General features: G+C 72.0%; 23 protein-coding genes. 21 read left to right on the forward strand and 2 right to left on the reverse strand.

The features are described from left to right. Window positions 1-78 precede the first annotated feature (78 nt). Genes ACSQ2D_RS10650 through ACSQ2D_RS10660 form a run of 3 tightly spaced genes read left to right on the forward strand, consistent with a single transcriptional unit; the run spans window position 79 to window position 3,561 of the window. Window positions 79-1,374: an acetyl-CoA C-acetyltransferase gene (locus tag ACSQ2D_RS10650; RefSeq protein ID WP_435985923.1), complete on the forward strand. Its 1,296-nt coding sequence runs from the start codon at window positions 79-81 to the stop codon at window positions 1,372-1,374. A gap of 2 nt (window positions 1,375-1,376) precedes the next feature. Then, window positions 1,377-2,696 (forward strand): 3-oxoacyl-ACP reductase, encoded by a 1,320-nt coding sequence (locus ACSQ2D_RS10655; RefSeq protein WP_435987844.1) that lies wholly within the window; start codon window positions 1,377-1,379, stop codon window positions 2,694-2,696. Between the two features lie 7 nt (window positions 2,697-2,703). Next, on the forward strand, window positions 2,704-3,561 hold the full coding sequence (locus ACSQ2D_RS10660; RefSeq protein WP_435985924.1) for a MaoC family dehydratase: 858 nt from the start codon (window positions 2,704-2,706) through the stop codon (window positions 3,559-3,561). A 45-nt stretch (window positions 3,562-3,606) separates the two neighbouring features. On the opposite strand, the gene ACSQ2D_RS10665 is transcribed toward ACSQ2D_RS10660, so the two are convergent. Continuing rightward, on the reverse strand, window positions 3,607-4,572 hold the full coding sequence (locus ACSQ2D_RS10665) for a hypothetical protein (RefSeq protein WP_435985925.1): 966 nt from the start codon (window positions 4,570-4,572) through the stop codon (window positions 3,607-3,609). 240 nt (window positions 4,573-4,812) lie between these two features. On the opposite strand from ACSQ2D_RS10665, the gene thrS reads away from it, so the two are divergent. From thrS to ACSQ2D_RS10710, 9 genes are all read left to right on the forward strand, one after another. Then, window positions 4,813-6,798, forward strand: a complete 1,986-nt coding sequence (gene thrS / locus ACSQ2D_RS10670; protein WP_435985926.1) for a threonine--tRNA ligase — start codon at window positions 4,813-4,815, stop codon at window positions 6,796-6,798. Window positions 6,799-7,011: 213 nt separating this feature from the next. Continuing rightward, complete coding sequence (locus tag ACSQ2D_RS10675; protein ID WP_435985927.1) at window positions 7,012-10,296, forward strand: GH92 family glycosyl hydrolase; 3,285 nt, start codon at window positions 7,012-7,014, stop codon at window positions 10,294-10,296. 480 nt (window positions 10,297-10,776) lie between these two features. Then, a complete protein-coding gene (locus ACSQ2D_RS10680) occupies window positions 10,777-11,418 on the forward strand; it encodes an HIT family protein (RefSeq protein WP_435985928.1) in 642 nt (213 codons plus the stop codon). Between the two features lie 94 nt (window positions 11,419-11,512). Further along, window positions 11,513-12,136, forward strand: a complete 624-nt coding sequence (gene pgsA, locus ACSQ2D_RS10685) for a phosphatidylinositol phosphate synthase (protein ID WP_435985929.1) — start codon at window positions 11,513-11,515, stop codon at window positions 12,134-12,136. Next, window positions 12,133-13,143, forward strand: a complete 1,011-nt coding sequence (locus ACSQ2D_RS10690; protein ID WP_435985930.1) for a phosphatidylinositol mannoside acyltransferase — start codon at window positions 12,133-12,135, stop codon at window positions 13,141-13,143. The genes pgsA and ACSQ2D_RS10690 overlap by 4 nt, the downstream gene beginning before the upstream one ends. Further along, window positions 13,140-14,312: a glycosyltransferase family 4 protein gene (locus ACSQ2D_RS10695; RefSeq protein ID WP_435985931.1), complete on the forward strand. Its 1,173-nt coding sequence runs from the start codon at window positions 13,140-13,142 to the stop codon at window positions 14,310-14,312. Before ACSQ2D_RS10690 ends, ACSQ2D_RS10695 begins: the two co-directional genes overlap by 4 nt. Beyond that, window positions 14,309-14,860: a hypothetical protein gene (locus ACSQ2D_RS10700; protein ID WP_435985932.1), complete on the forward strand. Its 552-nt coding sequence runs from the start codon at window positions 14,309-14,311 to the stop codon at window positions 14,858-14,860. Before ACSQ2D_RS10695 ends, ACSQ2D_RS10700 begins: the two co-directional genes overlap by 4 nt. Window positions 14,861-14,961: 101 nt before the next feature. Continuing rightward, entirely contained in the window at window positions 14,962-15,900 is a 939-nt protein-coding gene (gene pdxS, locus ACSQ2D_RS10705) for a pyridoxal 5'-phosphate synthase lyase subunit PdxS (protein ID WP_435985933.1), read from the forward strand. Window positions 15,901-15,999: 99 nt separating this feature from the next. Further along, window positions 16,000-17,019 (forward strand): DUF4037 domain-containing protein, encoded by a 1,020-nt coding sequence (locus ACSQ2D_RS10710; protein WP_435985934.1) that lies wholly within the window; start codon window positions 16,000-16,002, stop codon window positions 17,017-17,019. Window positions 17,020-17,116: 97 nt separating this feature from the next. On the opposite strand, the gene kynU is transcribed toward ACSQ2D_RS10710, so the two are convergent. After that, on the reverse strand, window positions 17,117-18,370 hold the full coding sequence (gene kynU / locus ACSQ2D_RS10715; RefSeq protein ID WP_435985935.1) for a kynureninase: 1,254 nt from the start codon (window positions 18,368-18,370) through the stop codon (window positions 17,117-17,119). A gap of 223 nt (window positions 18,371-18,593) precedes the next feature. Between kynU and pdxT the strand changes: the two genes are divergently transcribed. The 9 genes from pdxT to ACSQ2D_RS10760 all read left to right on the forward strand — a co-directional run bounded on the left by pdxT (window position 18,594) and on the right by ACSQ2D_RS10760 (window position 26,792). Then, window positions 18,594-19,250, forward strand: coding sequence for a pyridoxal 5'-phosphate synthase glutaminase subunit PdxT (gene pdxT, locus ACSQ2D_RS10720; protein WP_435987845.1), 657 nt, complete (start codon window positions 18,594-18,596; stop codon window positions 19,248-19,250). Continuing rightward, window positions 19,247-20,008 (forward strand): YebC/PmpR family DNA-binding transcriptional regulator, encoded by a 762-nt coding sequence (locus tag ACSQ2D_RS10725; protein ID WP_435985936.1) that lies wholly within the window; start codon window positions 19,247-19,249, stop codon window positions 20,006-20,008. Before pdxT ends, ACSQ2D_RS10725 begins: the two co-directional genes overlap by 4 nt. 143 nt (window positions 20,009-20,151) lie before the next feature. Beyond that, a complete protein-coding gene (ruvC, locus tag ACSQ2D_RS10730; RefSeq protein WP_435985937.1) occupies window positions 20,152-20,808 on the forward strand; it encodes a crossover junction endodeoxyribonuclease RuvC in 657 nt (218 codons plus the stop codon). Continuing rightward, window positions 20,805-21,407, forward strand: coding sequence for a Holliday junction branch migration protein RuvA (gene ruvA / locus ACSQ2D_RS10735; protein WP_435985938.1), 603 nt, complete (start codon window positions 20,805-20,807; stop codon window positions 21,405-21,407). Before ruvC ends, ruvA begins: the two co-directional genes overlap by 4 nt. Beyond that, the gene (ruvB, locus tag ACSQ2D_RS10740; protein WP_435985939.1) at window positions 21,404-22,540 is read left to right on the forward strand and encodes a Holliday junction branch migration DNA helicase RuvB; all 1,137 of its coding nucleotides are present in this window, start codon (window positions 21,404-21,406) and stop codon (window positions 22,538-22,540) included. The genes ruvA and ruvB overlap by 4 nt, the downstream gene beginning before the upstream one ends. Window positions 22,541-22,783: 243 nt before the next feature. Then, window positions 22,784-23,131, forward strand: a complete 348-nt coding sequence (yajC, locus tag ACSQ2D_RS10745; protein WP_435985940.1) for a preprotein translocase subunit YajC — start codon at window positions 22,784-22,786, stop codon at window positions 23,129-23,131. Between the two features lie 7 nt (window positions 23,132-23,138). After that, a complete protein-coding gene (gene secD, locus ACSQ2D_RS10750) occupies window positions 23,139-25,058 on the forward strand; it encodes a protein translocase subunit SecD (RefSeq protein ID WP_435985941.1) in 1,920 nt (639 codons plus the stop codon). Next, the gene (gene secF / locus ACSQ2D_RS10755; protein ID WP_435985942.1) at window positions 25,055-26,203 is read left to right on the forward strand and encodes a protein translocase subunit SecF; all 1,149 of its coding nucleotides are present in this window, start codon (window positions 25,055-25,057) and stop codon (window positions 26,201-26,203) included. The genes secD and secF overlap by 4 nt, the downstream gene beginning before the upstream one ends. A gap of 64 nt (window positions 26,204-26,267) precedes the next feature. Continuing rightward, window positions 26,268-26,792 (forward strand): adenine phosphoribosyltransferase, encoded by a 525-nt coding sequence (locus tag ACSQ2D_RS10760; RefSeq protein ID WP_435985943.1) that lies wholly within the window; start codon window positions 26,268-26,270, stop codon window positions 26,790-26,792. The last annotated feature ends 9 nt before the right edge of the window (window positions 26,793-26,801 follow it).

Genomic DNA, 26,801 nt, shown 5'->3' on the forward strand with positions numbered 1-26,801 from the left:
TTGCTGTATCGACTACTGCTGGTTTCGGTTATCTTGGTCGAGAACGACAGGTCACACATCCGACAGCAGGAGAGACCCATGGCTTCCCAGTCCACCCCGCGCGCACCGCGTCGAGTCGCGGTCCTCGGGGGCAACCGCATCCCGTTCGCCCGGTCCAACGGCCCCTACGCGAAGGCGTCCAACCAGGACATGCTGACCGCGACCGTCGACGGCCTCGTGGCCCGCTACGGCCTGGCGGGAGAGCGGCTCGGCGAGGTCGTGGCCGGCGCGGTCCTCAAGCACAGCCGCGACTTCAACCTCACCCGCGAGACCGTCCTCGGCACGCGTCTCGACCCGGCGACGCCGGCCTACGACATCCAGCAGGCCTGCGGCACCGGCCTCGAGGCCGCCGTCCTCGTCGCCAACAAGATCGCGCTCGGTCAGGTCGACGCCGGCATCGCCGGGGGGGTCGACAGCGCCAGCGACGCCCCGATCGCCGTCAGCGAGGGCCTGCGCCAGACCCTGCTCGCCGCCAACCGGGCCAGGTCCGCGGGGGAGCGGGCCAAGGCCCTCGCCGGCCTGCGTCCCGGTCACCTCGTGCCCGCCATCCCCGAGAACGTCGAGCCGCGCACCGGCCTGTCGATGGGCGAGCACATGGCCCTCACCGCGGCGCAGTGGGGCATCACCCGGGAGGCCCAGGACGAGCTCGCCGCCGCGAGCCACCAGCACCTCGCGGCCGCCTACGAGCGCGGCTTCTTCGACGACCTCGTCACGCCTTACCTCGGGGTCTCGCGCGACACGAACCTCCGTGCGGACTCGACCGTCGAGAAGCTGTCGACGCTCAAGCCCGTCTTCGGCAAGGGTGACGGTGCGACGATGACGGCCGGCAACTCGACCCCGCTCACCGACGGCGCGTCGGCGGTGCTCCTCGCGAGCGAGGAGTGGGCAGCCGAGCACCGGCTGACGCCTCTCGCCTGGTTCGTCGACGCCGAGACCGCAGCCGTCGACTACGTCCACGGCGACGAGGGCCTGCTCATGGCCCCGGCGTATGCCGTCCCGCGCCTTCTCGCGCGAAACGGCCTGACCCTGCAGGACTTCGACTTCTACGAGATCCACGAGGCCTTCGCCGCGACCGTGCTCACGACGCTCAAGGCCTGGGAGGACCCCGACTTCTGCCGCGAGCGCCTCGGCCTCGATGCCCCGCTCGGCTCGATCGACCGCAGCAGGCTCAACGTCAACGGCTCATCGCTCGCCGCGGGCCACCCCTTCGCGGCGACGGGCGGGCGCATCGTCGCCTCGCTCGCCAAGCAGCTCAAGGAGGCCGGCGGGGGCCGTGGCCTCATCTCCATCTGCGCTGCCGGTGGGCAGGGCGTCGTCGCGATCCTGGAGGCGTGAGCATGACCGATCTCTTCTCGACCATCGTCCGCTCGCCCGTGGCCCGCAAGGTCGGGGTCCCGCAGCCGACCCGCCTGCGGCGCTACGAGCCGGGCATGCCGCTCTGCGAGGGTCCCGTGCTCGTCGCGGGGGGCGGTCGCTTCGCCGACGGCGTCGCCGCCTGGCTCGGGGGTGCGGGGGTCGCCGCGGTGTCCACCCTGCCGGACGCGGGCGAGAAGGTCGGCGCCGTGGTCCTCGACCTCAGCGCGGCCGTCGACCCGGCCGAGCTCGACCAGCTGCGCCTGCTCGGCGCCCCGGCCGTCAAGGCGCTCAGACGCAACGGTCGCGTCGTCGTCATCGGCACCGACCCCGAGACGCTGACCGACGTGGCCGCGGTGGCGACCCAGCGTGCGCTCGAGGGTGCCGTGCGGTCCGTCGGCAAGGAGCTGCGCGGCGGTGCCACGGCGAACCTCGTTCTCGCGCAGGGGGATGCGCACGACGGCGTTCGTTCGGCCGTCGAGTTCTTCCTCTCCGGGCGGTCGGCCTACGTCGACGGCCAGGTCGTTCGCGTCGACGGGTCCACGAGCGGTGACGTGGACTCGCTGCGCCCGCTCGACGGCACGGTGGCCGTGGTCACGGGAGCCGCGCGGGGCATCGGCGCCGAGATCGCCCGGGTCCTGTCGCGCGACGGTGCGACGGTCGTCGCGGTCGACGTGCCTTCGGCCGGCGACGCGCTCGCCGTGGTCGCCAACGAGGTCAAGGGCACGGCCCTCCAGCTCGACGTCACGGCCGACGACGCGGGCCGGCGCATCGTCGAGCACGCGACCTCGCGCCACGGCGGTCTCGACATCGTCGTGCACAACGCCGGCATCACCCGCGACAAGCTCTTCGTCAACATGGACGACGACCGCTGGCGCAGCGTCATCGACGTCAACCTCCGCTCGGTCCTGCGGATGAACGACGCGATCCTCGGCGAGGGAGGCCTCTCCGACGGCGGGCGCATCGTCTGCGTCGCCTCGATCGCCGGCATCGCGGGCAACCGCGGCCAGACCAACTACGGCGCGAGCAAGGCCGGTGTCATCGGGCTCGTCTCCGCCCTGTCGCGTCAGGTCGCCGATCGCGGGATCACGGTCAACGCCGTCGCGCCCGGTTTCATCGAGACCGAGATGACGGCACGGATCCCCTTCGCCACGAGGGAGATCGGCCGGCGCATGAACTCTCTCCAGCAGGGCGGTCACCCGAAGGACGTCGCCGAGACCATCGCCTGGTTCGCCCAGCCCGGCGCCGCTGCGGTCACGGGACAGGTGGTCCGCGTCTGCGGCCAGAGCCTGCTCGGGGCGTGAGCGTCCGATGACGAAGGAGATCACCCTCGAGGCGTCACCGGACCTGCGCCGCATCTACGCCACGGCCGCCCTCCGGCGAGGCAACGCGAGCGACACGCTGCCCGACGTGCGCTGGTCACGAGCCGGCATACGCGTCGACGTCGACGACCTCGTCGCCTACGCGCACGTGTGCCGCTTCCCCGTGTCGGGCACGCTGCCGCCCACCTACCCGCACCTCGTCGCGTTCCCGCTCCAGATGGCGGTCATGAGCGGCGACCGCTTCCCGCTGCCGCTGCTCGGAGCCGTCCACGTCGAGAACCGCATCGAGTCGCTGCGGCCCATCCAGCTCGACGAGCCCCTCGACGTCTCGGTGTGGGCGCAGGACCTCCGGCCGCACCGCCGCGGGCGCCAGGTCGACCTCGTGTCCGAGGTGGGCGTGCGTGGCGAGGTGGTGTGGCGCGGGGTGAGCACGTACCTCTCGCGGGGAGCCGAGCACCCGGACGCCGAGCCGTCCGAGCCGCCGTCGACCGAGTCGCTCGCAGCCGTGGCGGCCGGGCCGACGTGGCGGCTCGGAGAGGGCACCGGACGGGCGTATGCCGCCGTGTCGGGCGACTGGAACCCCATCCACGTGCACGCCCTGACCGCCCGACCGCTCGGCTTCCCGAGCGCCATCGCCCACGGGATGTACTCCTACGCCAGGGTGCTCGCCTCACTCGGGCCACGGCTCCCTGATGCGGGGCTGACGAGCCGCGTCTGGTTCCGCAAGCCGGTGCGGCTCCCGTCGACCGTGCGCCTGCGCACGGCGTTCGAGCCCTCTCGCACGCTCTCGGTCCTCGAGCACGCGAAGGGCGAGGTCGAGCACGCCGTCGTCGAGAACGCCTGGTGACCCGTCGCCTGCCCGAGGGCTGTGACCGTCAGGGCCTCGGGCAGGTCAGGGACCAGCCGGGTGGATCGGCTGTGTCAGCCGGAACACACCGCTGCGCACCACGTAGCCGAGCTCCCGGTTGATGCGACGGATCCCGTGGTTGTGCTCCTCGTTGTTCGTCCGGCTCGAGGTCGCGCCCGCGGCGCGGGCGGACAGGTGCGCCTGCTGCTTGACCAGCGACATGAGTCCCCGGCCGCGGTGGGCCGGGTCGACGCCGCTGTAGGCGATCGAGAGGCTGCCGTCCTCGACGCCCCCGAACGTGATCGCGACGGGCACCCCGTCGACCCGGGCCACGACACCGATCGGCGTCTCGCCGGACGCCACGAGACCGCGCAGCCTGGCCAGGTCGAAGAGCCAGCCCTGCGCGGCCTCGGGGTTCGTCTGGCTGGCGAGGAGCATGCGTTCGACGGCGTCCTCGTCGTCGAAGACGAGGTCGGGGGCGTCGTGGAGGGAGACCCCGTCCGGAGGATCGGGCTCGGGCAGCTCCGTGAGGTCGAGCACGGACTCGATCGAGTGCTCTGCCACCGAGAAGCCCCAGTGACGCGCGACCTCGAGCGAGCGCGGGTCGTCGTCGAAGGTGCCGCCGATGAGGTGGGTCGTGCCGGCGGGCAGGTGCTCGAGCAGGCTCGAGCGCACCGCACGGCCGACGCCCCGTCCCTCGTGCTCCCGAGCGACGACGACGCGGAGGAAGGACCGCCCCGTCGGGGCGAACCGCGGGTGCGCGGTGAACCCCACCCCGAGCATGACCCCGTGTCGGTCCACGGCCTCGACGGCGCAGAGCCCCTCGAACATCTCGGGGGAGGTGAACACCCATCCCGCGTCGCTCCGCGTGACGTGCACCTGCCGGGCGCACACGAGGTCGAGGGCCTCCGTGTGGCGGTCGGTGGGAAGGGCGGCCACGCGTACCTCGGACGGGTCCGGGGGAGCCGTCGACCGGCGGCCCCCGAAGCCGACCACCTCGGCAGGTTCCATCAGGACGTCCCCCTTCGCCAGACCTCCGTCGGGCCGCCCTCCGAGGCGGCCTTCCGGCTCACCAGTATCCGCTCGGCCGGGGTCTCACGGGGGTCTTTCGAGTCAGCCCGGCAGGGCCACGACCAAACCGTGTCGCCCGGCTCGCCGGGGCCTCGATACGCTTGCACGAGCCGCTTCGAGCGGCACCACCCACGACCCGCCGCCCGCCGGCGGGTCCCTGTCGAACGAGGAGCACCAACCGTGTCTGCACAGATCACCGTCACCGTCGCCGGAAGCGAGCGATCGGTGGCGGAGCAGACGACGGCGGGTGAGCTCTTCGAGGGTGACCGCGCCGTCGTCGTCGCGCGCGTCAACGGTCAGCTGCGCGACCTCTTCCACGTCCTCGCGGAGGGCGACGTCGTCGAGCCCGTCACCGTCGACAGCGAGGACGGCCTCGCCGTCCTGCGCCACTCGACCGCCCACGTGCTCGCCCAGGCCGTCCAGTCGCTCCACGCCGACGCCAAGCTCGGCATCGGCCCGCCGATCCGCGACGGCTTCTACTACGACTTCGACGTCGAGACCCCGTTCAACCCCGATGACCTCAAGGCCCTCGAGAAGGCCATGCAGAAGATCATCAACGAGGGCCAGACCTTCGCACGCCGGGTCGTCACCGACGCCGACGCCCTCGAGGAGCTCAAGGACGAGCCGTACAAGTGCGAGCTCGTCGGGCTCAAGGGGGGCAACGCCGACGACGCGGCCGAGGGCGCGGGCGTCGAGGTCGGCGCCGGCGAGCTGACGATCTACGACAACATCCGTCGCGACGGCACGCGCGCCTGGGGCGACCTCTGCCGCGGCCCGCACATCCCGAGCACCAAGCTCATCGGCAACGCCTTCAAGCTGATGCGCTCGGCCGCCGCGTACTGGCGCGGATCCGAGAAGAACCCGCAGCTCCAGCGTGTCTACGGCACCGCGTGGCCGACCAAGGACGAGCTCAAGGCCTACCTCGACCGCCTCGCCGAGGCCGAGCGGCGCGACCACCGTCGCATCGGCGCCGAGATGGACCTCTTCAGCTTCCCCGACGAGCTCGGATCCGGCCTCGTGGTGTTCCACCCCAAGGGTGGTGTCATCAAGCGGGAGATGGAGGACTACGTCCGCCGCCGGCACATCGAGGAGGGCTTCTCCTACGTCGGCACGCCGCACATCAGCAAGGAGGGCCTCTTCCACACCTCGGGCCACCTGCCGTACTACGCCGACACGATGTTCCCGCCGATGGAGCTCGAGGGCGTGAAGTACCAGCTCAAGGCGATGAGCTGCCCCATGCACAACCTCATCTACCAGTCGCGTGGCCGCTCGTACCGCGAGCTGCCCCTGCGCCTCTTCGAGTTCGGCGGGGTCTACCGCTACGAGAAGTCCGGCGTCGTGCACGGACTGACCCGCGTGCGCGGCCTGACCCAGGACGACTCGCACAGCTACGTCACCAAGGAGCAGGCGCCGAGCGAGATCAAGCACCTGCTCGACTTCTGCCTCGGGCTCTTCCGCGACTTCGGCCTCGACGACTTCTACCTCGAGCTGTCGACCCGCGAGACCGAGGGCGAGAAGGCGGCCAAGTTCATCGGCTCCAACGCGCAGTGGGAGGAGGCCACCGCCGTCCTCGAGCAGGTGGCCACCGAGTCGGGTCTCGACCTCGTGCCGGACCCGGGTGGTGCCGCGTTCTACGGCCCGAAGATCTCGGTCCAGGCGCGAGACGCCATCGGCCGCACCTGGCAGATGTCGACGATCCAGTACGACTTCAGCCAGCCCGAGCGCTTCGGCCTCGAGTACCAGGCGGCCGACGGCTCGCGCCAGCAGCCGGTCATGATCCACTCGGCGAAGTTCGGGTCGATCGAGCGCTTCCTCGGCGTCCTCGTCGAGCACTACGCCGGCGCCTTCCCGGTGTGGCTGGCCCCGGTCCAGGCCCTCGGCGTACCCGTCGCCGAGGACTACGCCGACTACCTCGGTGAGGTGCTCGACCGCCTCAAGCGCAAGGGAGTCCGCGTCGAGCTCGACGCGAGCGACGACCGCTTCCCGAAGAAGATCCGCAACGCGAGCAAGTCCAAGGTGCCCTTCACGCTCATCGCCGGCGAGGAGGACCGCGCCGCCGGCGCGGTCTCCTTCCGCTACCGCGACGGGTCGCAGAAGAACGGCGTGCCGGTCGACGACGCCATCGCCGAGATCCTCGCCGCGATCGAGAGCCGCGCGCAGGTCTGAGCGCAGGTCCGACCGCGGCCAGGGGCCGCAGAGCCACCGACGACGTATGCCGTCGGGCCGGGTGCCCGTCCACGGGACCCCGCCCGGCGGCATACGTCCACTTCTGTCCGATGTCGCGCGTCCATCGGACAGGACACCGGTCACCGGTTGACCGTCGCGCCGGTCGTCACGAGTCTCGGGCAGGACATCGTCGTCGCCCGTGAAGGAACTCCCATGCGCCCCGTGCTCCGCTCGCTCGGCACCGCCGTCCTCGCCGCCGCCGTCCTCGGCCCCGTCCTGCCGTCCGGGGCGCCACCTGCCGAGGCCGCCGCGGCCGAGAGGCTCGTCGACGCGGTCAACCCCTTCATCGGCACGCAGGACAACGGGAACACCTTCCCGGGGGCCAGTGCGCCGTTCGGCATGGTCCAGGTGAGCCCGGACACGGGGGGCGAGGGTGGCTACGACCACTCCCAGGGCTCGATCTACGGCTTCAGCCAGACCCACCTGTCAGGGGTGGGCTGCCCCGTCGTCGGTGAGCTGCCGGTCATGCCGACGACCGGCACCGTGACGACCGTCGACCCGGGCCGCTACCGGTCGAGCTACAGCCACGCGGACGAGGAGGCCGAGCCGGGCTACTACCGCGTCGGGCTGCCGACGTACGGCGTCCAGGCCGAGCTGACGGCGAGCGACCGCACGGGCTGGCAGCGCTTCACCTTCCCCGCCGACAAGCAGCCGAACGTCCTGCTCAACACCGGCAAGGCCAACATGCGCGTCTTCGACTCCGAGGTGCACGTCGTCGGTGACCGGGTCGTCGAGGGGCGCATCCACGACGGCAACTTCTGTGCGGGCAAGGACGAGCACACCGTGTGGTTCCGGGCCGAGTTCGACCGCCCCTTCAGCTCGTTCGGCACGTGGAGCGGGTCGACGCTGACGTCGGGAGCGCGCGACGCCTCGACGAAGGACGGCGGCAACGGTGCCGCGGTCACCTTCCCGACCGGCACGACGTCCGTGACGATGAAGGTCGCCCTCAGCTACACCGGCCCCGACGGCGCCCGCGCCAACCTGACCGGAGAGACCGGCGACTCCTTCGACTTCGACGCCACCCGCGCCGCGCTCGCGCAGCGGTGGGAGTCCGAGCTCGGCAAGGCACGCGTCACGGGCGGCACGACCGAGCGCCGCACCGCCTACTACACGGCGCTCTACCACTCGCTCATGCACCCGAACCTCGCCTCCGACGTCGATGGGCGCTACCACGGCTGGGACGGGAAGAACCATGTGGCACAGGGCTACACGCCGCGACAGAACTTCTCGCTGTGGGACACCTACCGACCGCAGAACCAGCTCCTCGAGATCCTCGCCCCCGACGTCGCGCGGGACTCCTACCTGTCCGTGCTCGCGATCGGTCGGGAGGGTGGCTGGCTGCCGCGGTGGGCCCTCGTCAACAGCGAGACGAACATCATGACCGGCGACCCGGTGACGCCGTTCCTCGTCGAGGGCTGGAGCAAGGGCTTCCTCGCCGGCCACGAGGCCGAGGCGTACGCGCTCCTCAGGCAGAACGCGACCGAGCGCCCGCCGGCCGACAGCCAGTACAACGGCCGCGCCGGGCAGCACTGGTACGAGAAGCTCGGCTACATCCCGTTCGGCCTCGACGTCGGCACCGACTGCGTCTCCCACGGCGGCGACAACGACTGCGCCCACCCGGCGTCCGCGACGATGGAGTACGCGGCCGCGGACGCGTCCCTCGCCCTCATGGCCAAGGGCCTGGGGCACACGGCGGACGCGGCGATGCTGACGGAGCGCAGCGGCTGGTACCGCAACCTCTGGGACGCCGGCACGCAGACGTTCCGCCCGCGACTGGCCGACGGCACGTGGCTCGACCCGTACGACCCGGTCGAGGCGTCGCACGCCTTCCACGAGGGTGGCTCCTACCAGTACCAGTGGCTCGTCCCGCAGGACCCGGCCGGGCTGACCGAGCTCATGGGTGGCCGGGCGGCGACCGAGAAGCGCCTCGACGACTTCTTCGCCTACCCGAAGCTGCTCACCGACCCGGCGGGCACCGCGCGCACCGACTGGATCGAGGCGACGTACGCCTACTACAGCAAGCCGACCTACAACCCGAACAACGAGCCCGACCTGCTCGCGCCGTACGTCTACGCGTGGGTCCAGCAGCCCGCCAAGATCGCGACGGTGGCGCGGGCCGCCTTCACGCTCTTCACGTCCGGCCCCGACGGGATGACCGGCAACGACGACCTCGGGACGATGTCCGCGTGGTACGTCTTCTCGTCGTGGGGGCTCTACCCGACCATGAGCGGGTCGAACGTCTTCGTCGTCAGCTCGCCCCAGTTCGAGCGCGTCGACGTCGCCGTGGCCGCGCCGTCGTCGGTGCGGACCGGCCAGGGCGGTCGCCTCACGATCACCGCGCCCGGCGTCTCGGACGACCGGCGCTACGTCCAGACCCTCACCGTCGACGGCTCGCGCAGCACGAAGAGCTGGGTCGGCTGGGACGCCCTCCGGCAGGGCGGGTCGATCGCGCACACCGTGGGCACGACCCCGAGCCGGTGGGGCACGACGCCGGCCGACGTGCCGCCGTCGGCCGTCCAGGCCGGACGCGACCCGCGTCTGTCGCTCTCGATGGCCGTCCGGCCGAGTCCCGTCGTCGTGCCGACCGGTGCCCGTGAGGCCCGCCTCACCGTGGACCTCGTGGGCCAGGCACCCAAGAGCCTCCCCGTCGACGTGTCCGTGACGGCCCCGGCCGGGTGGACGGCCGTGGTGGGCTCCGGCGACGAGGGCGCCGCCGTGCTGCACAGCAACGGTGTCCCGGCGAGCGCATCGGTGCCGGTGACCCTGCGCCTGCCCGCGGGTCTGGGGGTGGGGGACCACGAGGTGGTCGTCACCGCCACGGCGCCCGGTGTCGATCCCGTGACGCGCACCGTCCCCGTCCAGGTCCGGGAGGCGCTCGACTGCGTCGCCGGTGCACCGGGCTGCGCGCTGGACCTGACCCCGGCCCGCAACCACGACGGCACGGCGACCGTCGCCGCGCCGAGCGAGGGCAACTTCGACGGCAGCGGCTGGAGCTACGACGCCGCTCTGCTGCCCGTCCCCGGCCCGTGGGTCCACGACGGCATCACGTATGCCGCACCGGTCACGTCGGGCACGACGCCCAACCTCGTCGAGGGACGAGGCCAGACGCTGCTCGTGCAGGCCGGAAGCCGCTCCACGATCCACCTCGTCGGGTCGACGCACAACGGCGACGTGTCGACGGCCCTGCGTCTGACGTACACGGACGGCAGCGTCCAGTCCGTCCCGGTGGCACTGACCGACTGGGCCGCGGGCAGCGGGCACAACGGCAACACCGTGGCGATCGCCATGGACCACCGGATCAAGGGCGGCTCCGGCGTCGACGGGCCCCCGGTCCAGATCTTCGGCACCACCGTCGCCGTCGACCCGGCCCGGCAGCTCCAGGCCGTCACGCTGCCCGCTGACGACCGCTTCGAGGTCTACGCCCTGACGCTCCGCTGACGGGCGCCCGGGCGGGCTGAGGGTATCGGTGCGGCGTGTCCCAGCGACACGCCGCACCGTCCGGGTCACCGTGAAGAAAGTGCCGACAAGGCCTTGCGCGCAGGCGTCCGCGGGGTTACAAATGAGGGACCGAACCGCTTCGGCGGATCGGTTTCAGAATCGCTTCGGCGAGGACGAACAGAAGGCCCGGGAACTCATACTTCCCGGGCCTTCACCTTCCTTCACGCGCGGTCGACCGGCGAGTCCGTCGACGCCGTGCGCGACCGAGGATCCCGGCCCTGCGGCTCTCACACCCGCAGGGCTGTTCCATGCCGCAGGGCAGTCCCGCGTCCGTCGATCGCGCCGGGGGACGTCGAAGGCCCTGCGGTCTCACACACCGCAGGGCCGACTCCATTGAACCGAAGGTCGGCCCGATGGGGAAATCGACACGCGGCCGGTGGGTCGTCGCGGCTCACGGACCTCGTCCTAGGATCAGTCACCATGACGACGCAGGGGAGTGGCCCGACGCCCACGGGTGGGAGCCCCGCCCCCGGGCACGAGCACGGGCGCCACCAGGGGCCCGACCGCGGGCCTGACCACCAGCCCGTCCTCGAGCCGGCAGCCGACTTCGCCCGCGTCGAGGACGGCTTCGAGCGGCTCTGGACCCCGCACCGGATGGCCTACATCCTCGGTGACAAGCCGACGGAGGAGGCCGGGCACGGGTGCCCGTTCTGCGCCGCTCCGGGCAAGACCGACGCGGAGGGCCTCATCGTCCACCGCGGCGAGCACTGCTACGTCGTCATGAACCTCTTCCCCTACAACCCGGGCCACGTCCTCGTCTGCCCCTACCGCCACGTCTCCCTCTACGTCGACCTCACGGACGACGAGACGGCCGAGTTCACGGCACTGACGAAGCAGGCCGTGCGTGCGCTCCAGGCCGCCTCGGAGCCGCACGGCTTCAACCTCGGCATGAACCAGGGGGCCGTCGCCGGCGCCGGCGTCGCGGCTCACCTGCACCAGCACGTCGTGCCCCGCTGGAGCGGCGACTCGAACTTCCTGCCGATCGTCGGCCAGACCAAGGCGCTGCCCGTCCTCCTCGAGGACACCCGCGCACGGCTCGTCCAGGCCTGGCCCGCCGGCTGAGGACCGCTCGGCTCGGTGTCCGCAGGTCACGGACGCGCCACGGTGCGTGCGCCCGGCCCGAGCACGCCCGAGCGGTCAGTACGCTGTCACCACCATGCTCAACAGACTCCTGCGCGCGTCGCTGACCAAGATCCTCGGTCCGATCGCCCACCTCTTCCTCCGCCTCGGGATCAGCCCCGACGTCGTGACGGTCGTCGGCACCCTCGGGGTCTGCGCCGGGGCGCTCGCCTTCTTCCCCCGCGGTGAGATCTGGGTCGGCGTGCTCGTCATCACCGCCTTCGTCTTCTCCGACAACGTCGACGGCATCATGGCCCGCGAGTCCGGCCGCTCCAGCAAGTGGGGCGCCTACCTCGACTCCACCCTCGACCGCATCGGTGACGCCGCGATCTTCGGCGGCCTCGTCCTCTACTACGCCGGCAAGGGCAACAACCAGCTCATGGCCGGTCTCGCGCTCAGCTGTCTCATCCTCGGCAGCGTCGTGTCCTACGCCAAGGCCCGGGCCGAGGGCCTCGGCTACACGGCGAACGTCGGCATCGCCGAGCGCGCCGACCGGCTCGTCGCCGTGCTCGTCGCGGCGTTCTTCGCCGACCTCTTCAACTCGACGATCCTGCTCGGCGTCGTCCTGGGGCTGCTCGCGGTCGCGAGCCTCGTCACGGTGCTGCAGCGGATGCTCACGGTCCGTCGCCAGGCCCTCGCCTCCGGCGAGGTGGGCGCGTGACCGACCTCGCGCGCCGGGCCACCGACACCGTCAGCGTGCTCGGCTTCAGGCTCGGGTGGTCCGTCGTCCGCGCCCTCCCGGAGCGGGCGGCATACGCCCTCTTCGACCGGGTGGCCGCCATCGCCGTCCGGCGCGGCGGCAAGGGCATCGTGCGCCTCCGCTCGAACTACCGCCGGGTGCGTCCCGAGCTGTCCGAGGCCGACCTCGACGCCCTCGTGCGCCAGGGGATGCGCTCGTACATGCGCTACTACTGCGAGGCGTTCCGGCTCCCGTCGCTGACCCGGGCCCAGGTCGACGGTGCGGTCGTCGTGCGCGGCGACGCCGAGATCCGCGAGCTGTGCGCGCGCGGCGAGGCGGGCGTGGTCTTCGTCGGCCACCTCGGCAACTTCGACCTCGCTGCGGCCTGGTCCGCCGGCAACCTCATGCCGGTGACGACCGTCGCCGAGCGGCTCAAGCCCGAAGAGGTCTTCCAGGAGTTCGTGGCGTTCCGGCGCAGTATCGACATGGACATCATCCCGCTCACCGGCGGGGGCGACCCCTTCCACGGGCTGCTCGACGCGACGCGGGCGGGAGGTCGGCTCATCGCGCTGGCCGCCGACCGCGACCTCACCAACGGCGGCGTCGAGGTCGACCTGCTCGGCCACCGCGCCCGGATGGCCAAGGGCCCGGCCGTCCTCTCGCTCATGACGGGCGCACCGCTCTACGCGGCCCGGATCTGGTACGAACCCGCGCCCGCCGGCACGGGACTCGGCGGCCACCGCACGGTCATCGAGTTCAGCGACCCCCTGGTGCCTCGCGTCGAGGGCACGACCGCGGCCAAGGCGGCCGACCTCATCCAGCAGTGTGCCGACCACCTCGCCGTCGCGATCCGCGAGCACACGTCGAGCTGGCACATGCTCCAGCGGGTCTTCGTCGACGACCTCGCGGCCCCCGCGGGGCCGTCCGCCGGTGCGGCGTCGCCAGCGTCCGTGGAGGCGTCCACCCCGACGACGGGACGCGCGACGTGAGGATCGGGATCGTCTGCCCGTACTCGTTCGACGTCCCGGGCGGGGTGCAGTTCCACGTGCGCGACCTCGCCGAGCACCTCATCAGCCAGGGCCACGACGTGTCGGTGCTCGCCCCGGCCGACAGCGAGACCGAGCTGCCCGACTACGTCACGTCGGCCGGACGGGCCACGGCCGTGCGCTACAACGGCTCCGTCGCCCGCCTCAACTTCGGCCCCGTCACGGCGTCCAAGGTCGGCAAGTGGCTCGACGCCGGCCAGTTCGACGTGCTCCACCTGCACGAGCCCGTGACGCCCAGCGTCAGCGTGCTCGCCCTCATGGCGGCCGAGGGGCCCATCGTCGCGACCTTCCACACCTCGATGCTGCGGTCGCGGACGATGCAGACGGCCTACCCCATCATCCGACCGAGCCTCGAGAAGATCGCCGGCCGCATCGCGGTGAGCGAGGACGCCCGACGGACCGTCACGACCCACGTCGGCGGCGACGCGGTCGTCATCCCCAACGGGGTCTACGTCGACCGGTTCGCCCAGGCGCCACGTCGCTCGGCGTGGATGGGCACTCCCGCCTCGCCGACGATCGCCTTCCTCGGCCGGATGGGCGAGCCCCGCAAGGGGCTTCCGGTGCTCGCGGCCGCGCTCCCCGAGATCCTGCGCTCGGTCCCGGGACTGCGCGTCCTCGTGGCCGGGCCCGGCGACCCCGAGGAGGTCACCGAGGGCTGGCCGCCGGAGGTCGTCGACGCGTGCGAGTTCCTCGGCTCGGTCTCCGACGACGACAAGGCGTCGCTGCTCGCGTCCGTCGACGTCTACGTGGCGCCCAACACCGGTGGAGAGAGCTTCGGCATCATCCTCATCGAGGCGATGAGTGCCGGCGCCTGCGTCCTCGCCAGCGACCTCCCGGCGTTCTCGCGGGTCCTCGACGGCGGCACCGCCGGTGCGATGTTCGCCAACGAGCAGCCCGACGACCTCGCGCGCACGCTCGTCGACCTCCTGCGTCGACCCGAGCGCCGGGCCGAGCTCGCCGCCGCCGGTCAGCACCGCGCCCGACTCTTCGACTGGTCGGTCGTCGCCGACGAGATCCTCGCCGTCTACGAGACGGTCATCGAGGGTGCTGCGGCCGCGCACCTCGAGCCGCACGGACGCTGGAACCGCTTCCTGCGCGGGGGTGCCCGGTGAGCGAGGTCCTCTCGTGGGTCTTCGCGATCCTCTTCGTCCTCGTCGTCATCGCCTGGTACCTCTCCTACACGGCGGCCCGCCTCGACCGGCTCCACGTGCGCCTCAGCGGCACGCTCGCAGCCCTCGACGCGCGGCTCGTGCGCCGGGCCGAGGCGGCGGTAGAGCTGGCCAACTGCGGGCTCCTCGACGGCGCGACGGCGCTCATCCTCGCCAACGCCGCGGCCGAGTCCCTCGAAGCGCCGTCGGAGCACGGCGAGGCCCGCGAGCTCGCCGAGAACGACCTCACCGAGGCCCTCGACCTCGCCCTGACGCCCCAGGCCGTCAGCACGCTGCGCTCGACGGCGCTGGGGCAGGACGTGCTCGCACGGCTCGCCTCGGCCTGCACCCGCGTGCAGCTCGCGCGACGGTTCCACAACGACGCCGTCACCGACGTCCGCCGGGTGCGGCGCAAGTGGACCATCCGCATGTTCCACCTCGCGGGCTACACCCCGATGCCGCACACCGTCGAGTTCAACGACGACTCGCCGGAGCACCTCGCCCTCGTGTGACCGGGCCCACGCGCGGGACGGCGGACCCCGTCGTGCGCCCCTCGCGCGGGGGCCTACGCTTTGAGGCACACCGAACCCAGATCACGGGAAAGCAGGACATCGTGAGCACCACCCCGACCTCGGGCAGCACGCCCGCGGCTGACCAGCAGAGCGGCACGAGCCACACCGGCACGACGCGCGTGAAGCGCGGCATGGCCGAGATGCTCAAGGGCGGCGTCATCATGGACGTCGTCACGGCCGAGCAGGCCAAGATCGCCGAGGACGCCGGCGCCGTCGCCGTCATGGCCCTCGAGCGGGTCCCCGCCGACATCCGCGCCCAGGGCGGCGTGTCGCGAATGAGCGACCCCGACATGATCGACGGCATCATCGAGGCCGTCTCGATCCCCGTCATGGCCAAGGCCCGCATCGGCCACTTCGTCGAGGCGCAGGTGCTGCAGAGCCTCGGCGTCGACTACATCGACGAGTCCGAGGTCCTGACCCCGGCCGACTACGCCAACCACATCGACAAGTGGCAGTTCACCGTGCCCTTCGTCTGCGGCGCGACCAACCTCGGCGAGGCCTTGCGCCGCATCACCGAGGGCGCGGCCATGATCCGATCCAAGGGTGAGGCCGGCACCGGCGACGTCTCCAACGCGACGACGCACATGCGCACCCTGCGCGCCGAGATCAACCGCCTGCACTCGATGAGCCCCGACGAGCTCTACGTCGCGGCCAAGGAGCTCCAGGCGCCCTACGAGCTCGTCAAGGAGGTCGCCGAGGCCGGCAAGCTCCCCGTCGTGCTCTTCACGGCCGGTGGCATCGCGACCCCCGCCGACGCGGCGATGATGATGCAGCTCGGTGCCGAGGGTGTCTTCGTCGGCTCGGGCATCTTCAAGTCCGGCAACCCGGCCCAGCGCGCCGAGGCCATCGTCAAGGCGACGACCTTCCACGACGACCCCGACGTCATCGCCAAGGTCTCGCGCGGCCTCGGCGAGGCGATGGTCGGCATCAACGTCGACGAGATCGCCCAGCCGCACCGCCTCTCCGAGCGCGGTTGGTGACCTCCGCACCCCCAGCCACACGCTGACGTATGCCGCCGTGCCCCACCGGGCGCGGCGGCATACGTCGTCCTGCGGCCTCGTGGCTGGCACGATCGTGGCGTGAGTCCCACCGGTGCCGAGCTGTCACGGTCCTACTCCGAGCAGGTCGTCGAACCGCTCGTGCGCGGGCGATGGCCCGGGATGCCCTGTGCCGCAGCGAGTCTCGGGAGCGGTTCGGACGTCCTCGGTCTGGATGACGCGATGTCGCGCGACCACGACTGGGGCCTGAGGCTCAACCTCCTCGTCCCGCACGACCTCGTCCCCGCGGTCGACGACCACCTCGCCGAGCAGCTGCCCGAGTCGTTCGCCGGCCACCCGACGCGGTTCGCGACGACGTGGGACCCGACCGTGCGCCACCGGGTGCAGGTCGAGACGGCCCGAGACCTCGCCGTGTCGCGCCTCGGCGTCGACCCCACCCGCGACCTGACGGTGGACGACTGGCTCCGCCTGACGGGCCAGGCCGTCCTCGAGGTCACCGGGGGAGAGGTGTTCGTCGACGACGCGGGCGAGCTGGACGGCATACGCCGTCGGCTCCAGTGGTATCCCGACGACGTCTGGCGGCACGTCGTCGCGACGGACTGGGCCCGGCTCGCGCAGGAGCTGCCCTTCGTGGGCCGGACGGGGGAGCGCGGCGACGACCTCGGCTCGAGGGTGGTCGCGGCGCGGCTCGCCGGCACCGCGATGCACCTGGGCCACCTGCTCGAGCGGCGCTGGCCGCCCTACGCCAAGTGGCTCGGCACGAGCTTCACCCGGTTGCCGCGGGCAGGTGCCGCGGGGGAACCGCTGCACGCGGCGCTGGCGGCCGGCAGCTGGCGAGAGCGCGAGCAGGGCCTCGTCGCGGCGCTTCGGGTGCTGAACCGGGTGCAGGGTGAGGCTGGGCTGCCGACTGTCGCCGACCCCGTCGAGCCGTTCTGGGACCGGCCCTACCGCGGCGTGCGCGAGGCCGTGGTCGTCGTGCTGGAGCAGGGCGTCGAGGACCCGGCCGTCCGGGCGCTGCCGCGCGGCGTGGGCTCGGCCGAGCAGTGGAGCGACAACGTCGACGTCCTCACCAGGTCCGGTCGCCGCCGGTCGTCACCGTGACCCGCACACCCTGGCAACTCACCGAGCAGGTCACGGCTCACCGGCTCCCGATCCCGGTGAGCTGGAACCTTCTCCGTGTGGTGCGGGAGGGGCCGACTCAGGTGACGGCGCCGCGCTCGGCGAACTCCGGACGCTCGAACTCGCGACCGTCGAGGACCTCCTTGACGTGCTGCGCGGCCCGCACCGCGTCGACGTGCGTGACGTAGAGGGGCGCGAAGCCGAGACGGATGATGTCGGGCTCACGGAAGTCGCCGATGACGCCGCGGGCGATGAGCGCCTGCACCACGGCGAAGGCCTGCGGATGGCGTAGCGACACCTGCGACCCGCGGCGCTCCGGCTCACGCGGCGTCGCCAGCGGGAGGTCGACCCCGAGCGCGTCGAGGGCGTCGATGAAGGTGCCGGTCACCGAGAGCGATGCCGCCCTGACGTCGGCGGGCGAGAGGCCGTCGTATGCCGTGAGCGCGGCCTCGAGGGCGAGGACCGACAGCAGGGGCGGGGTGCCGACGCGGGCCCGGGTGATGCCGGGCGCCGGCTCGTAGTCCGGCCGCATCTCGAACGGGTGCGCGTGCCCCTGCCAGCCGGTGAGGGGCTGCTCGAAGTCGTCCTGGTGGCGGCTCGCGACGTAGAGGAAGGCCGGCGCACCCGGCCCGCCGTTGAGGTACTTGTAGCCGCACCCGACGGCGAGGTCCGCGCCGCCCTCGTCGAGGTCGACCTCGATGACGCCGGCGGAGTGGCACAGGTCCCAGCAGGCGAGCCCGCCGACGGCGTGGGCGGCCTCGGTGATCGCGCGCAGGTCCCACAGCTCGCCCGTGCGGTAGTCGACGCTCGAGTAGGAGGCCAGGGCGAGGGCGTCGCCGGCCTCGGCGATCGCGGCGACGGCGTCACGAGGGTGGACCCGGCGCACCTCGAGGCCGGCCAGAGCGGCTGCCGACTCGGTCATGTAGAGGTCGGTCGGAAAGGAGTCGGGGTCGGTGAGCACGACCGTGCGACCGGGCCGCAGCCGTCCGGCGCCGATGACCGCCTTGAAGAGGTTCACCGACGTCGAGTCGGTCACGACCACCTGTCCGGGTGCGGCTCCGACGAGACGGCCGACGAGGTCGCCGACGCGGGTCTGCGCACCCCACCAGTCGGCCTCGTTCCACGAACGGATGAGCCGCTCGCCCCACTGCCGGTGCATGACGTCGTCGACGACGGCGGGCACGGCCCTGGGCAGCGCCCCGAGCGAGTTGCCGTCGAGGTAGATGACGTCGTCGGGGAGGGCGAAGCGGTCCCGGGTGCCGTGCAGCGGCGAGGCGGCGTCGGCCTCCGCGGCGCGGGCGGTCAGGTCGTCGTGGGTGTGCACCGTCGTCATGGCCGCAACGTATCCGGTGGCGTCGTGCCGATGTCAGGGCCGCCACCACGGACGTCTGGCATCCGAGACGGTTCTCGGCGCTCGACCCCTGGCGCGACCGTCACGACGGGCGCTCTACGCTGACCGGGTGAGCACCACCAGCACCGTCTCCGGCACGACCGCCGGCACGACCGGCAGCACGACCGCAGGCACGACTGCCGCCCCTGCGGACGTCTCCCTCGGCGTGCCGCGCATCGGCGTCCTCGCCGTCCAGGGCGACGTCCGCGAGCACCTCGCCGCCCTCACGGCGCTCGGCGCCGAGGGCGTCACCGTTCGCCGGCCGTCCGAGGTCGAGGCCGTCGACGGGCTCGTCATCCCCGGCGGGGAGTCGACCGTCATGGACAAGCTCGTCCGCGCCTTCGACCTGCGAGAGCCCCTGCTCCGGCGCATCGCCGAGGGCATGCCGGCCTACGGATCCTGTGCCGGGATGATCATGCTCGCCGACCGCATCGCCGACGCCCGACCCGACCAGCAGACCCTGGGCGGCCTCGACATCACGGTGCGGCGCAACGCCTTCGGCCGCCAGGTCGACTCCTTCGAGCAGGACCTCGACTACGCCTGGAGCGACCCGTCCACGACCGGCACGGTGCACGCCGTCTTCATCCGCGCGCCGTGGGTCGAGCAGGCCGGCCCGGGCGTCGAGGTCCTCGCCCGCGTGAGCGAGGGCCCGGCCGCCGGTAGGATCGTCGCGGTCCGGCAGGGCAACCTCATGGCCACGTCCTTCCACCCCGAGGTGGGGGCCGACCGCCGGATCCACGCCGAGTTCGTCTCGATCGTCAGAGAGCACCGACTCCAGCAGTCGGGTGCACGCCAGTCACCGGAACGCGAGGACACTGCATGAGCGGCCACTCCAAATGGGCCACCACGAAGCACCAGAAGGCGGCCAAGGACGCCAAGCGCGGCAAGCTCTTCGCCAAGCTCATCAAGAACATCGAGGTCGCGGCCCGCCAGGGCGGCGCCGACCCCGCCGGCAACCCGACCCTCTACGACGCCATCCAGAAGGCGAAGAAGACGTCGGTGCCCAACGACAACATCGACCGCGCCGTCAAGCGCGCCTCGGGTGCCGAGGCGGGCGCGGCCGACTGGCAGACGATCATGTACGAGGGCTACGCCCCCAACGGTGTCGCCGTGCTCATCGAGTGCCTCACCGACAACCGCAACCGGGCCGCCGCCGAGGTGCGGACGGCGCTGACCCGCAACGGCGGTCAGCTCGCCGACCCGGGCTCGGTGTCCTACGTCTTCAACCGCAAGGGCGTCGTGACCGTCCTCAAGGACGCCGGCTCCGAGGACGACATCCTCGAGGTCGTGCTCGAGGCGGGCGCCGAGGAGGTCAACGACAACGGTGACACGTGGGAGATCATCTCCGAGGCCACCGACTTCGTCGCGGTCCGCAAGGCGATCCAGGACGCCGGCATCGACTACGAGTCGGCCGAGGCCTCGTTCGTCCCGAACCTCCAGGTCCCGCTCGACCTCGACGGTGCGAAGAAGATGATCCGCGTCATCGAGGCCCTCGAGGACAGCGACGACGTGCAGAACGTGTTCGCCAACGGCGACATCCCCGACGACGTGCTCGCGCAGCTCGACGACGACGAGGACTGACCGCACGGGCCCACCCGGCCCGGGGGTTCGACGAGGAGGCACGCCGGGACCGGCGTGCCTCCCGTCCTTTCGGGGGAGGCCCGTTAGCGTTGTCCCGAACACCTGTTCGGATCGTCCAGTGCCCCAACCCAGGGAGGTATGCCGTGCGCGTCCTCGCGGTCGACCCCGGGCTCACGCGCTGCGGCGTCGGCGTCGTCGACGGGGTCCCGGGGCGCAAGCTGTCCCTCGTCGAGGTCGGGGTCATCCGGACGCCGTCCGGAGACCCGACACCGAGACGGCTCGTCGCCGTCGAGGACGAGATGCGCCAGTGGTTCGCGCGGCACCGTCCCGAGGCCGTGGCCATCGAGCGCGTCTTTGCCGACACCAACGTCTCCACCGTCATGGGCACCGCGCAGGTGACCGGGATCGTCATGATCATGGCCGAGCGGCTCGGCCTGCCCGTCACCCTCCACACCCCGACCGAGGTCAAGGCCGCCGTCAGCGGCAACGGCCGGGCCGACAAGGCGCAGGTCACGACGATGGTGACCCGCCTGCTCGGTCTCGACACCCCACCCAAGCCGGCCGACGCGGCCGACGCCCTCGCCCTCGCGATCTGCCACGTGTGGCGCGGCGGCACCCAGAGCCGCCTCGAGACCGCGCGGCTCGAGGAGCTCGCGCGCTCCGGCCGCCGGGGGAGCGGCATACCCCGCCGTGTGCCGCCGGGAGCCGCCCCACCGGTGCAGCGCCTGCGCGCCGCGACCACCCAGCCCACCCGCACCGGCCCGACCACCCGACCCCACCCTGGAGCCCAGCCCCGATGATCGCCTCGCTCTCCGGCACCGTCCTCAAGGTCGGCCTCGACTCGGTCGTGGTCGGCGTCGGGGGTGTCGGCATGCTCGTCCACACCACGCCGGCCACGGCGACGTCCGTGCGCCTCGGGCAGCCCACGCAGCTCGCCACGAGCCTCGTCGTGCGCGAGGACTCGCTGACGCTCTACGGCTTCGCCACCGACGACGAGAAGCACGTCTTCGAGACCGTCCAGACGGTCTCGGGTGTCGGCCCGCGCCTCGCTCTGGCCGTGCTCGCCGTCCACTCGCCCGACGCCGTCCGGGTCGCACTGGGCACCGGAGACCTCGTCGCGCTGACCAAGGTCCCGGGCATCGGGAAGAAGGGCGCGGAGCGGATGGTCCTCGAGCTCAAGGACAAGCTCGGCGCCCTGCCCGGCTCCGCCGGCCAGACCGACCCGGTCCACCTCGACACCGGCGAGGCGTGGCGCGAGCAGGTCCGCGAGGCCCTCGTCGGTCTCGGCTGGACCGCGCGCCAGGCCGACGAGGCGCTCGACAAGGTCGCGCCGCTCGCCGCCGAGGGCGCCGGTGTCTCGGCCCTGCTGCGGGCTGCCCTGCAGGAGCTCGGCCGATGAGCGTCGACCGCTCCTGGGAGCTCGACGCCGGCGCCGAGCCGGACGTCTGGGACGACGGGTCGTTCGACGCGACCGCGCGCATCGTCGACGCCGCCGGCGACACCGACGAGCGCCAGGTCGAGGCCGCCCTGCGTCCCAAGCGCCTCGATGACTTCCCGGGGCAGACCCGTGTCCGCGACCAGCTGGGGCTCGTCCTCAAGGCGGCGAAGGGTCGTGGCACGCCGCCCGACCACGTGCTGCTCTCCGGGCCGCCGGGCCTCGGCAAGACCACCCTGGCCATGATCGTCGCCGGTGAGCTCGAACAGCCGATCCGCATCACCTCGGGCCCCGCGATCCAGCACGCCGGTGACCTCGCGTCGGTGCTCTCCTCGCTCGCCGAGGGGGAGGTGCTCTTCCTCGACGAGATCCACCGGATGTCCCGCTCGGCCGAGGAGATGCTCTACCTCGCCATGGAGGACTTCCGGGTCGACGTCATCATCGGCAAGGGCCCGGGCGCGACCGCGATCCCGCTCGAGCTGCCGCCCTTCACCGTCGTCGGTGCGACGACGCGTGCCGGGCTGCTGCCCGCGCCGCTGCGGGACCGCTTCGGCTTCACCGGCCACCTCGACTACTACGCCGCGGCCGACCTCGTCACGATCCTGCACCGGTCGGCCCGGCTGCTCGGCCTCGATGCCGACGAGGACGGCATCCGCGAGATCGCCCTGCGCTCCCGTGGCACGCCCCGCATCGCCAACCGGCTGCTGCGCCGGGTCCGCGACTGGGCCCAGGTGCACGGCGAGGACCGCGTCACCCACTCCGCCGCCCGTCAGGCGCTCGCGCTCTTCGACGTCGACGAGCGCGGCCTGGACCGCCTCGACCGTGCCGTGCTGGAAGCGCTCTGCCGACGCTTCAACGGTGGCCCGGTGGGCCTCTCGACCCTCGCCGTCGCCGTGGGCGAGGAGCCCGACACCGTCGAGACGGTCGCCGAGCCCTACCTCGTGCGGGAGGGCTTCATGGTGCGCACCCCGCGCGGCCGCGCCGCCTCGAGCCTCGCCTGGGAGCACCTCGGGCTCACGCCACCGCACGACGCGCAGGCCCTCTGGACGGCGACCCTGCCGATCGACGAGGCCGGGGGCGCGCGGTTCGACTCCTGAGGACAGCCCCGGCGCGCCGTGCCGAGGCCTCCAACTGCAGCCAAAACGTGACACGGGCAGACGGCGGCACCCGTTCAACCGGTCTGACAAACTGCACCGGCGCACGTAGACTCCTGCGGGCACCATCGCCGCTGCCGCGGCACCATCCGGTGCCCCCGGTCGTTGACGCGACATCCGACCCGATCGACGGGTCGTGGCGCGCGCCCGCGCTGACCGGACGAAGACACGAAGGACTGAGCTGACATGAACAACAACGGGGCCCTCTCGTTGCTGATTTTCGCCCTGCCCCTGCTGCTGCTGGGCTGGCTGTTCTTTTCCCAGAACAAGCGGATGAAGCAGATGCGCGACTTCAGCTCGGCACTCAACGTCGGTGACGCCGTCGTCACGTCCTCGGGCATCTTCGGCACGATCAAGCACCTCGACGACAGCAGCGCCTGGCTCGAGATCGCCGAGGGCACGACCGTCCGTTTCGACCGGCGCGCCATCGCGATGAAGCAGACCGACACCGTCGCGAGCGACACGCCTGCGGCCGACGCCCCCGTCGACGACGCACCGGGTGCGACGCCCGGCCCCCAGCAGAACGGTCAGTGAGGCTTTCGTGGCACGCAGCTCCACCAAGACGTCGGCGAGACGGAGCCTCCTGGCACTGGTCGTCGTCATCCTCGCCCTCGGCGGTCTGGCCGTCGGCCTGACGAAGTGGGCCGACGGGTCGATGACCCCCCGCCTCGGTCTCGACCTCGAGGGCGGCACGGAGCTCGTGCTCCAGCCGCAGCTCAACGGCACCGAGACCATCAGCGAGGGCCAGGTCAACCGCGCGGTGGACATCATCCGCCAGCGCATCGACGCCAACGGCGTCTCCGAGGCCGAGATCACCACGCAGGGCGGTCGCAGCATCGTCGTGTCGATCCCCGGCCAGCCCACGGCCGAGCAGCTCGACGCGCTGAAGAAGCCCTCGCAGCTGCGGTTCCGCGCCGTCTACGTGCAGGCCCTCGACGCCAACGCCAGCCAGGCCAACCCGAGCGGGACGCCCACCGGCACCTCGACCGGCACGACCACCCCCTCCGGCACCGCGACCGGCACCGGCACGCCGAAGGCCACGAGCACCGCGACGCCCTCGACGTCCGCGACCGCGCAGAACGGCGTCGTCCCCGACGCGCTGCGCGCCGCCACGACCCCTGCCACTCCGACGCCGACCGGGTCGGCGACCACGCCCTCCGGCACCGCGACGACGCCTGCCCCCGCCGCCACCGAGGCCCCGGCCCCGACGGCGGCCCAGACCGAGGCCGCCATCAAGACGCAGGTCAGCACCGGCCTCGTCGGGCTCGGCTGGGACAAGGCCAAGGCAGACGCCGCCGCCGCCAAGGTCGCCAAGGAGTACACCGCGCTCAACTGCTCGACCCCGGGCGCCCTCGACAAGATCCAGGACGACCCGACGCAGCCCATCGCGACCTGCGGTGAGGACCGCGTCACGAAGTACGTCCTCGGCCCGAGCGAGATCGACGGCAGCGAGATCGCCGACGCCACGAGCGGCTACCAGCCCGGCCCCAACGGCCAGCCCACCTCCATCGTCGAGGTCGCCCTGTCGTTCAAGGACGCCGGCAAGGCCAAGTTCGCGGCCGTGACCAAGCGCCTCTACGGCCTCCAGTCGCAGCCGCCGCTCGACCAGTTCGCCGTCGTGCTCGACAAGGCCGTCATCACGGCCCCGCAGGCACGCGCCGTCATCACCGACGGTCGGGCCTCCATCACCGGCTCGTTCACCATCGACTCGGCCAAGCAGCTCGCCGAGCAGCTGAAGTTCGGTGCGCTGCCGATCTCGTTCGCGCTGCAGACGCAGGACAACATCACGCCCCAGCTCGGCGAGGAGCAGCTGCGCATCGGCCTGCTCGCCGGCTTCATCGGCCTGCTGCTCGTCGTCGTCTACTCGCTCATCCAGTACCGCGCCCTCGGACTCGTCACGGTCGCCTCGCTCGTCGTCGCGTCGGTCATCACCTACCTCGCGGTGACGGTGCTCGGGACGACGCACGGCTTCCGCCTGACGATGGCCGGTGTCACGGGTCTCATCGTGGCCATCGGGGTCACGGCCGACAGCTTCATCGTCTACTTCGAGCGCATCCGCGACGAGGTGCGTGACGGCCGCCCGCTCGTGGCCGCCGTCGAGACCGGCTGGAAGCGCGCCCGCCGCACGATCATCGCGGCCGACGCCGTGAACTTCATCGCCGCCGGTGTGCTCTACTTCCTCGCCTCGAGCAACGTCCGTGGGTTCGCCTTCACGCTCGGTCTCACGACCCTCATCGACCTGCTCGTCGTCATCCTCTTCACGCACCCCACGGTCCAGCTGCTCGCGCGGACGAACTTCTTCGGCACCGGTCACAAGTGGTCCGGTCTCGACCCGGAGCGCCTCGGCGCGAAGGAGTCGCCCCGCTACCGCGGCCGGGGCCAGTTCGGGGCACCCGGCGCCCAGCGCCCGCCCGCCACCGTGGGCTCGGCCCGCCTCTCGGATGGGAAGGCCCAGGCATGATCAACTTCGCCCAGGTCGGCAACGACCTCTACACCGGCAAGCGCTCGATCGACTTCATCAAGCGCCAGAAGACCTGGTACGCCATCTCGGCGGTGCTCATCGCCCTGGCCCTCGTCGGCATTTTCGTCAAGGGCCTCAACTTCGGCATCGAGTTCAGCGGTGGCTCGGAGTTCCGCGTCCAGGGCGTAGCCAACAGCCAGGGCTACGAGGAGAAGGCGCAGAGCGCCATCGCCGATGCCGGCATCGACGGCAACGTCGTCACGACGATCGTCGGCCAGGACACCGTCCGCGTGCAGTCCGAGGCCGCCGCCGACCGCACGGACGAGGCGCGCACCGCCCTCGCGGAGCGGTTCGGCGTCGAGGAGGGCTCGGTCAGCGCCTCGCTCATCGGCCCGAGCTGGGGCCAGTCGGTCAGCCAGCAGGCGATCCGAGGACTCATCGTCTTCCTCGTCATCGTGACCCTGGTCATGGCGCTCTACTTCCGCACATGGAAGATGGCCGTCTCGGGGCTCGTGGCCCTGCTGCACGACCTCGTCATCACGGTCGGCATCTACGCCCTCTTCGGGTTCGAGATCACCCCGTCGTCGATGATCGGGTTCCTCACGATCCTCGGGTACTCGCTCTACGACACCGTCGTCGTCTTCGACAAGGTGCGCGAGAACACCGCCGACGCGTTCCGCACGAAGCGCATGACCTACTCGGCCGCGGCCAACCTCGCCGTGAACCAGACGCTGGTCCGCTCGATCAACACGACCGTCGTCGCGTTGCTGCCGATCGCGGCAGTGCTCTTCGTCGGCTTCACCCTGCTCGGCCCGGGCACGCTGCTCGACCTGTCGCTCGCGCTCTTCATCGGCATCGCGGTCGGCGCGTACTCCTCGATCTTCATCGCGACGCCGCTGCTCGTCGACCTGCGTCGCAACGAGCCCGCCGTCCGTGACCTCGACAAGTACGTTGCGCGCCACGGCGCCAAGCAGGGTGCCTCCGCGGCCCAGGGAGCCGCCGAGCCGGCCTACGTCGGCGCGGACACCACGGGTGCTGCGGCCGATGCCGACTACACCGTCGACGGCGCTCCGCGACCCGTGCACAAGTACGCCCAGGCCGGCCCGCGCAACCAGCCCAAGCGCGCGCCGAAGTCGCGACGCTGAGGCCGGGGGTCGCAGGAGCGGCCCCCGTCCCGCACACCGCACGTCCACACCTGTAGGAGCCGGCGTGAGCCAGATCAGTGACCTCGTCGCGTCGCGCGTCCGCGACGTCCCCGACTTCCCGAAGCCCGGGATCGTCTTCAAGGACCTCTCGCCGCTGCTCGCCGACGGCGTGGCCTTCGGCGCCCTCGTCGACGACATCGCCCGGCGCTGGGAGGGGCAAATCGACATCGTCGCCGGCGTCGAGGCGCGCGGCTTCATCTTCGGCGCGCCGGTGGCCCACGCCCTGGGACTCGGCTTCGTCCCGATCCGCAAGGCCGGCAAGCTTCCCGGCGACACGATCGCGTCGGCGTACTCCCTCGAGTACGGCACCGCCGAGGTCGAGGTGCAGGCGGACGCCTTCCCGGCGGGCGCGCGCGTGCTGCTCATCGACGACGTCCTCGCCACGGGCGGCACGGCCGCGGCGGCGTGCGAGCTCATCGAGCGGTCCGGCGCCACGACCACGGCTCTCGAGTTCCTCATCGAGCTCGCCTTCCTCGAAGGCCGCTCCCGGATCACGTCCGGCGCCGTCAACGCCATCCTCACCGTCTGATCACAGAGG

The organism is Terrabacter sp. LjRoot27 (genome assembly GCF_964254175.1).
Classification (GTDB): Bacteria; Actinomycetota; Actinomycetes; order Actinomycetales; family Dermatophilaceae; genus Terrabacter.